Annotated in this window: 6 protein-coding genes; 3 read left to right on the top strand and 3 right to left on the bottom strand. The window is 68.4% G+C overall.

Going from position 1 to position 7814, the window contains the following annotated elements; all coding sequences use genetic code 11:
* Nucleotides 1-127 precede the first annotated feature (127 nt).
* Both hisD and hisG read right to left on the bottom strand, forming a co-directional pair.
* Complete coding sequence (gene hisD / locus ABF821_RS04385) at nucleotides 128-1441, bottom strand: histidinol dehydrogenase (protein ID WP_415529165.1); 1314 nt, start codon at nucleotides 1439-1441, stop codon at nucleotides 128-130.
* A complete protein-coding gene (gene hisG, locus ABF821_RS04380) occupies nucleotides 1438-2148 on the bottom strand; it encodes an ATP phosphoribosyltransferase (RefSeq protein WP_183008304.1) in 711 nt (236 codons plus the stop codon). Before hisG ends, hisD begins: the two co-directional genes overlap by 4 nt.
* A 232-nt stretch (nucleotides 2149-2380) precedes the next feature.
* On the opposite strand from hisG, the gene ABF821_RS04375 reads away from it, so the two are divergent.
* Genes ABF821_RS04375 through eat form a run of 3 tightly spaced genes read left to right on the top strand, consistent with a single transcriptional unit; the run spans nucleotide 2381 to nucleotide 5942 of the window.
* Complete coding sequence (locus tag ABF821_RS04375) at nucleotides 2381-3766, top strand: ethanolamine ammonia-lyase subunit EutB (protein ID WP_415529164.1); 1386 nt, start codon at nucleotides 2381-2383, stop codon at nucleotides 3764-3766.
* 47 nt (nucleotides 3767-3813) lie between these two features.
* Nucleotides 3814-4566, top strand: a complete 753-nt coding sequence (gene eutC / locus ABF821_RS04370; RefSeq protein ID WP_415529163.1) for an ethanolamine ammonia-lyase subunit EutC — start codon at nucleotides 3814-3816, stop codon at nucleotides 4564-4566.
* The gene (gene eat, locus ABF821_RS04365; RefSeq protein WP_415529162.1) at nucleotides 4563-5942 is read left to right on the top strand and encodes an ethanolamine permease; all 1380 of its coding nucleotides are present in this window, start codon (nucleotides 4563-4565) and stop codon (nucleotides 5940-5942) included. The genes eutC and eat overlap by 4 nt, the downstream gene beginning before the upstream one ends.
* Before the next feature lie 58 nt (nucleotides 5943-6000).
* On the opposite strand, the gene ABF821_RS04360 is transcribed toward eat, so the two are convergent.
* Complete coding sequence (locus ABF821_RS04360; RefSeq protein ID WP_415529161.1) at nucleotides 6001-7803, bottom strand: porin; 1803 nt, start codon at nucleotides 7801-7803, stop codon at nucleotides 6001-6003.
* Between the last annotated feature and the right edge of the window lie 11 nt (nucleotides 7804-7814).

Raw genomic sequence — 7814 nt, 5'->3', positions numbered from 1 at the left:
TGGGGGTGGCCGGCCCGGGGCGGGTATGGCGGACCCCGGCCCGGCCCGGGGCGCCCCCATTTGGGGGGGCCCCCGCGTCCGGGCGGATGAAATGCAGGCGGATATGTGCGGTCTGTCGGGGCTGCGGTCAAGCTTTGTCCGTGCCGGGGCGTAGCGCGTCCAGCCGGGTCGACACGCTCAACGCATGGGCATCCAGCCCTTCGGCCCGCGCCAGGGCCACCGCCGCCGGGCCGATCCGCCGCAGCGCATCCGGCCCCGCACCGATGAACGTGGTGCGCTTGAGGAAGTCGAACACCGACAGGCCGGAGGCGAAACGCGCCGTCCGGCTGGTCGGCAGCACATGGTTGGGGCCGCCCACGTAATCGCCGATCGCCTCGGCGCACTGATAGCCCAGGAACACCGCGCCGGCATGGCGGACGCGCGCGAACAGTGCCTCGGGCTCGGCCAGCAGCAGTTCCAGATGCTCGGGCGCGATCTCGTTGATCAGCGCCGCCGCCTCGTCCAGATCGCGCACAAGGATGATGGCGCCATGCGTCGCCCAGCTTGCCCCGGCGATGGCGGCGCGCGGCAGGGTGCGCAGTTCGGCCTCGACCGCCGCCGCCACGCGGTCGGCCAAGGTGGCGTCGGTGGTGATCAGGATCGACTGGGCCAGCGCGTCATGCTCGGCCTGCGCCAGCAGGTCCAGCGCCACGATGCGCGCATCGGCACCCGCATCGGCCACCACCACCACCTCGGACGGGCCGGCGATGCTGTCGATGCCCACCCGGCCGAAGACCTGGCGCTTGGCCTCGGCCACATAGGCATTGCCGGGGCCGACCACGCGATCCACCGGCCGGATGGTGGCGGTGCCGTAGGCCAGCGCCGCCACGGCCTGCGCCCCGCCGACGCGATAGATTTCGCTGACGCCGGCCCGGCGGGCGGCGGCCAGCACCAGCGGGTTCAGCACACCGTCGGGCGTCGGCACGCACATGGCCAGCCGCTCGACGCCTGCCACCCGCGCCGGCACCGCGTTCATCAGCACCGAGGACGGATAGGCCGCCGTGCCGCCGGGCACATACAGCCCCACCGCGTCCAGCGGCGTCCAGCGCATGCCCAGTTCCACGCCCTCGGCGTCGGTATAGCGCAGGTCGGCGGGCAACTGGGCGCGATGGAAGGATTCGATCCGTGTCGCGGCCACGTCCAGCGCATCCAGCAGGGCGGGCGGAACCTGGGCGCAGGCCGCCGCGACCTCGGCTTCGGTCACCCGCAGCCGGTCGGGCGTGATCGCCATGCGGTCGAACCGCTCGGTATAGGCGCACAGGGCCGTATCGCCTTCGGCCCGCACCCTGGCCAGGATCTCCGTGACAGGGGCGTCGACGCGGGCGGTGTCGCCCTCGCGGTCGGCCAGCAGGCGGGTGAAGGCGGCGCGGAAATCGGGCTGGGTGCTGTCGAGGCGTTTCATGCGGGCTGGGTCTCGGCGGTGGTGGGCGTGGCCAGCGCCTGGCGGAAGCGCGCGATCAGCGCGCCGATCCGTTCCGGCTGGGTCTTCAGCGCCGTGCGGTTGACGATCAGCCGGCTGGTGACGGTGGCGATCGTCTCGGTTTCCTCCAGCCCGTTGGCGCGCAGGGTGGACCCGGTATCGACCAGATCGACGATCAGGTGCGACAGGTCCAGCACCGGGGCCAGTTCCATCGCGCCATGCAGATGCACGATATCGGCATTGATGCCGCGCGCCGCGAAATGGCGGCGGGTGATGGCCGGATACTTGGTGGCCACCCGCACGCGCGACCAGCGGGCGGGGTTGTCGCCCTCGCCCTGGCCCTTGGGGCGGGCGACGGAAACGCGGCAGGCGCCGATGCGCAGGTCCAGCGGCGCATAGATTTCGGGATAGTCGAATTCCATCAGCACGTCGGCGCCGCAGATGCCCAGTTGCGCCCCGCCGAAGGCCACGAAGGTCGCGACATCGAACGAGCGCACGCGCACCACGTCCAGCGTCGGGTCGTCGGTAGGGAAGCGCAGGCGGCGGCTGCCTTCGTCCAGGCAATCCGGGGCGGGCAGGATGCCGGCGCCGGCCAGCAGCGGGGCGGCGGCCTTCAGGATGCGGCCCTTGGGCAGGGCGAGGACCAGCTTCGTGTCCTGAAGCGTCGTGTCCTGGGTTGGGGCGGTCATGCGAACTCCGGCTACAAGCGCGCCCCCGTGCGGTGGCGGCAGGTCCGCCAGGGCCGCGTCCAGGCGCCAGGTGCGGTGCGGCTTATCACATTCCCTCCCCCGACAGGAAGGGCCGCGCGGCCACGGCTGGCGGAATACGGCGCTTGCCGCCCTGCCAACGGGCCGCTTACAGAGGAATGACGAGGGGCGCGCCACGCCCTGGCTTAAGGATCTGACGACGACGGACGGCTCCATGGTGTTTCACGCGACCCTTCAGGGCGAACGCTATCGGTTCGACGATCTGCGCACCCTGCTTGCCAGGGCCTCGCCGCTGAGATCGGGCGACGAACTGATCGGCGTGGCCGCCGCCGATCCTGTCGAGCGGGTGGCGGCGCGCGAGGCCCTGGCCAATGTGCCGCTGCGGCATTTTCTGAACGAGGCCGTCATTCCCTTCGAACAGTGCGACGTCACGCGGCTGGTCGTCGAACGGCACGATGCGGCGGCCTTCGCGCCCGTCGCGCATATGACCGTCGGGCAGTGGCGCGACTGGCTGCTGGGCTACGAGGCCGACGCGGCCGCCCTGGGGGCGCTCGCGCGCGGCCTGACGCCGGAAATGGTGTCGGCGGTCAGCAAGCTGATGCGCAACCAGGACCTGATCGCGGTGGCCCGCAAGGTGCGCGTCGTGACCGCCTTTCGCAACACGCAGGGGCTGACGGGGCGGCTGGGGTCGCGGCTGCAACCCAATCACCCGACCGACGATGCGCGCGGCATCGCGGCCGCGCTGCTGGACGGGCTGTTGCTGGGGGCGGGCGATGCGGTGCTGGGCATCAACCCGGCCACCGACTCGATCGAGACCGGGATGATGCTCGTGCGGATGCTCGACGACGTGCGCCTGCGCTACGACATCCCGACGCAGAGCTGCGTCCTGACCCACATCACCAACAACCTGGCGATGATCGAGCGCGGGGCGCCGGTCGATCTGGTCTTTCAGTCCATTGCCGGCACCCAGCGCGCGAACGAGGGTTTCGGCGTCTCGCTGGCTCTGCTGGACGAGGCCCATCACGCGGCACGCAGCCTGCGGCGCGGCAGCGTGGGCGAGAACGTGATGTATTTCGAGACCGGCCAGGGGGCGGCGATTTCCGCCGATGCGCATTTCGGGGTGGACCAGCAGACGCTGGAAGTGCGCGCCTATGCCGTGGCGCGGGAATATGCGCCGCTGCTGGTCAACACCGTCGTGGGCTTCATCGGCCCCGAATATCTTTATGACGGCAAGCAGATCATTCGCGCTGGCCTGGAAGATCATTTCTGCGGCAAACTGATGGGCCTGCCGATGGGCTGCGACGTCTGCTACACCAACCATGCGGAAGCCGACCAGGACGACAGCGACGACCTGATGATGCTGCTGGCGGCGGCCGGGGTGAATTTCCTGATTGCCGTGCCGGGAGGCGATGACGTGATGCTGAATTACCAGAGCCTCTCCTACCACGATATCCTGACCCTGCGTTCCATCTATGGCGTCGCGCCCGCGCCGGAATTCGAACATTGGCTGGACCGGATGGCCCTGCTGGACGGCGCGCGCCGCCTGAGCGCCAATCCGCCACGCGCGCTCCCCGGCTTCATGAATGACGCGCGCGAATGACCCACGCGATGACTGGCCCGCTTGATTGGCCCGCATGAGTGGCTCGCATGACTGAGGGACGCGGGACAGGTCTCGCCGCCGACCCATGGGCCACGCTGCGTGGCCTGACGCATGCCCGCATCGGCCTCGGCCGGACGGGCGACGCCCTGGCGGGCAGGGAGGTGCGCGCGTTGCAGGCGGCGCATGCGGCCGCCCGCCGCGCGGTTCATGCCACGCTCGACCCCGCGCGGCTTGCGCTGGGCGAACCGTTTATCGAGGTGAAAAGCCGCGCGCCCGATCGTGGCGTCTTCGTGCGCCGCCCGGATCTGGGGCGCCGCCTGCGCGCGCAGGATGCGACGCGCCTGCCGCATGCGCCCTGCGACGTTGTGTTCGTCATCGCCGACGGGCTTTCGGCGCTGGCGGCGGCGCGGCAGGCGCCCGGCGTGCTGGAGGCCGGGCGGGTGGCGTTGCCGGAATGGACCATCGGCCCCGTCATCGTCGCCCACAATGCGCGGGTCGCGCTGGGCGACGAGATCGGCGCCCTGATCGGCGCACGCTGCGTCGTCATGATGATCGGCGAGCGGCCGGGCCTGAGTGCCGCGGACAGTCTCAGCCTCTACCTGACCTGGGGCCCGCGAATCGGCCGCATGGATTCCGAACGCAACTGCCTCTCCAACATCCATGCCCATGGCGGCATGAATCATGACGAAGCCGCCTTTCGCCTCGCCGGGCTGCTGCGCGGCGCGCGGGCGCTGGGGCGCAGCGGCGTTGCCCTCAAGGATGACAGCATGTCGGCACGCCTGCCGCCCGCCACGCCATGACGACCGAGGGCGATGCGCTGCCCCGGCATCTGGGCGTGATCCATCTCTGGTCCATCGCCGTCGGGCTGGTCATTTCGGGCGAATATTTCGGCTGGAGCTATGGCTGGGCCAGTGCGGGCACGCTCGGCTTTCTGGTTGCGACCCTCGCCGTCGCGCTGATGTATCTGTCGCTGATCTTCTCCTACACCGAACTGACGACCGCCATGCCGCGCGCGGGCGGCCCGTTCGTCTATGTCACCGCCGCGTTCGGGCGGCGGGCGGGGCTGGTCGCGGGCATCGCCTCGGTCATGGAATTCGTCTTCGCCCCGCCCGCCATCGCGCTGGCCATCGGGGCCTATCTGCATGTGCAATATCCTTCTCTGTCGCCGACCCTGGCGGCGGCGGGGGCGTTCTGCGCCTTCATGGCGCTGAACGTCGCTGGGGTGCATCTGGCCGCGCGGTTCGAACTGTTCGTGACGGTGGCGGCAATTATCGAGCTTCTGGTCTTCATGGGCGTCGTCTGGCCCGGATTTTCGATGGCGCGTTTCAGCGATGGCGGCTGGGCGGGCAGCGGGCACCTGTCATTCGCGGCGCTTGGCGGCATCGCGCAGTCGGTGCCGTTCGCCATCTGGTTCTTCCTCGCGATCGAGGGCGTGGCGTTGACGGCCGAGGAGGCACGCGACCCGCACCGTACCCTGCCGCTGGCCTATGTCGCCGCGATCTTCACGCTGGTTGCCCTGGCGCTGGGCGTCATGGTGCTGGCCGGTGGCGTGGGCGACTGGCGCGCGCTGGCTGATCGCAACGACCCGCTGCCGGAGGCGATGCGGATCGTCGTCGGGCCGCACAGCGGCTATGTCCACATGCTGGTCTGGCTGGGCCTGTTCGGGCTCATCGCATCGCTGCATGGCATCATCATGGGCTATTCGCGACAGATCTATGCCCTGGCGCGTGATGGCGGGCTGCCGCGCCTGCTCGCGCGACGGCACGCGCGGCTCGGCACGCCGTGGGTCGCCACCCTGGCGGGCGGTGCGGTCGGCATTGCCGCCATTCTCTGCGACGATTTCGCCAGCTTCGGCGGACAGTCACTGACGGCGTCACTCGTCACATTGTCCGTATTCGGCGCGCTGATCGTCTATGTGCTGACCATGGCCAGCCTGTTCCGGCTGCGCCGGCGCGACGGCAGCGCGCATCTGGCCTGGACGGTGCCGGGGTTTCCCTACGTGCCCGCGTTCGCCTTGCTGGCGGCTTCCGGCGCCCTGGTGCTGATGGGGGTGTTTCATCCGCTGGCATTGGGAATCGCCGTGGCGTTCGTCGGCAGCGCCATCGCGCTGCCGGGCAGGAGCGACGGCGCCCCGTCGCAGGAAGGACCGTCGCAGGAAAGAACGGGAAAATCCTGATTCCTTCAGGCGTTTCGTCTCGGGGCGTGCGATGCCGCCCGCGCGACGGTTTTTGGCTTCAGAACGTGATCCCCATGCGCATGCCCACGATATTGCCGCCGGTGGCTCCCGGATAGGGGCCGGACTTATTGTTCACATGGGCATGGGTATAATTGAGCATCATCCGCATGTAATTCACGAGGTACCAGTTGATGCCGGCCGTTACGGATGACGAGCGACTGCCGCCCGGTACGGACCAAGCATCCAACCAGTCTCCGCGGAGCGCGACCTCCCAGGCACCCCAGCCGCCATCCGTGACCGGATCGAGAACGCGCGGTGCCGCCCATTGGCCGGTATGGGCGAAATAATTGGGGGTTTCACCGGTCAGGAACAGCCCTGCCTGCACACTCGCGGCCTGGACGGTTCCTGTATGATCGCCGAATGACACGTCCCCGAAGCTGCGACGAAACTGCATGTGGCGTACCCCGTATTCGCCCAGAATCCACGAGGTTTTCCAGATGCCGAACAGTTCCAGGCCGCCGGCTGCGGAGTTTGCCAGGGGGATCGTATTGATCCGCGCGGCAAAGGCGTCGTCGGTGCGGGCCAGTATCCGGATCCGCTGCGAAAATTTCGCGCCGGGTTTGACATCTTCGTAAAAACCCCACGCACCGAGATGGATCAGGCCATCCTTGTTCCGCCACGGAATCCAGTGGGTCCGCAGTTCATAGGTCAGATCGTCCCGCAGGTTCTGGTCGGCATTCGCGGAATTGACGTCGTCGCCGGTAATCTGTGCCGCAACATGCCAGGATTTGCCGAATATCTTGAACGCCCCGCCCAGCCCGTACCAGCCTTTGACCGGCAGGATGGCATTCGCGACGATATCCCGATCCAGGAACACGGATTCCGCCGAGCCCGTCGACCCGTCAAACCCGCGTTCGTTGAATTTGTTGCCCAGGGTATATTCGACCAGATGTCCGGCCATCCGGTCGCTCCATGTGGCGTAGGCGCTGACGACGGTCACGTCATTGTCGGAATAATCGCCTTCGAACACCCATGAAAGCTGCTTGGCTCGTCCTTCGACGCCCAGGCGGACGGCACGCAGGATCGTGCGTGACACATTCTGGTCCTGGTAGCGCGATCCGAAGGCCCCACCATAATCCGCCAGAATCCGGCCGCGCATCTTGAAGGAATACTGGTCGTCCGGCGTCGTGATTTCAGGCAGGCCCTTGCCCCATTTCAGTATGAGGCCACCGACCTTTGTCGTCCGGCCCGAATACGGAATCGAGGATTCCACGCCCATTACCGGCGACGATCCCGACGGCATGGCCGACACGGCCCCCAGACTGCCCGGAGGGGCGGCTTGCAGCGGATAGACCATATGGATCGACGTGCCATCGTTTCCGATGCGCGGCTGGACCCATCCGTCAGGTGTCGCGGCGGCCGTCATGACCGCCGGCGGCGCCGTCCGCCCCTGTTGGGCACCGGTCGGTACGGTCCGTGGCCCCGGCCGTGATGCGGCATCGACCAGCCGCGCAGGGGCCGCCTGCGCTCCCGCCGTGGTTTCGGGACGGTACGAGGCAGGGTGGCTTACGGCGTGTCTTCCCGGTTCTTCCCCATGGCGTGTCCGGGTTTCGACCGCCGCCAGCCTGGCTTGCAGATCATGGATCTGTCTGGCTTGTGCCCGTACCAGATTGGCAAGCGCCACCACATCCACGCCGGAAGGCGATGTCGCGTCTGCGGCATGTGCGCCGCGTGCATGCAGGGCATTTTCTCCGGTCAGTACCAGCATCACGCCTGTCACGGCCAGAAAAGGCCGGTACACCGATCGCCGGCAACGGAGGCAAGGGGCGTGCTCGTTCAGCGGCCCGGTCGGATCCTTCATGATGACGCGAC

Source organism: Gluconacetobacter sp. (genome assembly GCF_047721585.1).
Classification (GTDB): Bacteria; Pseudomonadota; Alphaproteobacteria; order Acetobacterales; family Acetobacteraceae; genus Gluconacetobacter; species Gluconacetobacter dulcium.
This window is presented reverse-complemented; position numbering and strand designations above follow the sequence as displayed.

Coding starts and splice junctions, on each gene's coding strand:
- hisD (WP_415529165.1), bottom strand. CDS start 1,441: ATGAAACGCCTCGACAGCACCCAGCCCGATTTCCGCGCCGCCTTCACC.
- hisG (WP_183008304.1), bottom strand. CDS start 2,148: ATGACCGCCCCAACCCAGGACACGACGCTTCAGGACACGAAGCTGGTC.
- ABF821_RS04375 (WP_415529164.1), top strand. CDS start 2,381: ATGGTGTTTCACGCGACCCTTCAGGGCGAACGCTATCGGTTCGACGAT.
- ABF821_RS04360 (WP_415529161.1), bottom strand. CDS start 7,803: ATGAAGGATCCGACCGGGCCGCTGAACGAGCACGCCCCTTGCCTCCGT.
- eutC (WP_415529163.1), top strand. CDS start 3,814: ATGACTGAGGGACGCGGGACAGGTCTCGCCGCCGACCCATGGGCCACG.
- eat (WP_415529162.1), top strand. CDS start 4,563: ATGACGACCGAGGGCGATGCGCTGCCCCGGCATCTGGGCGTGATCCAT.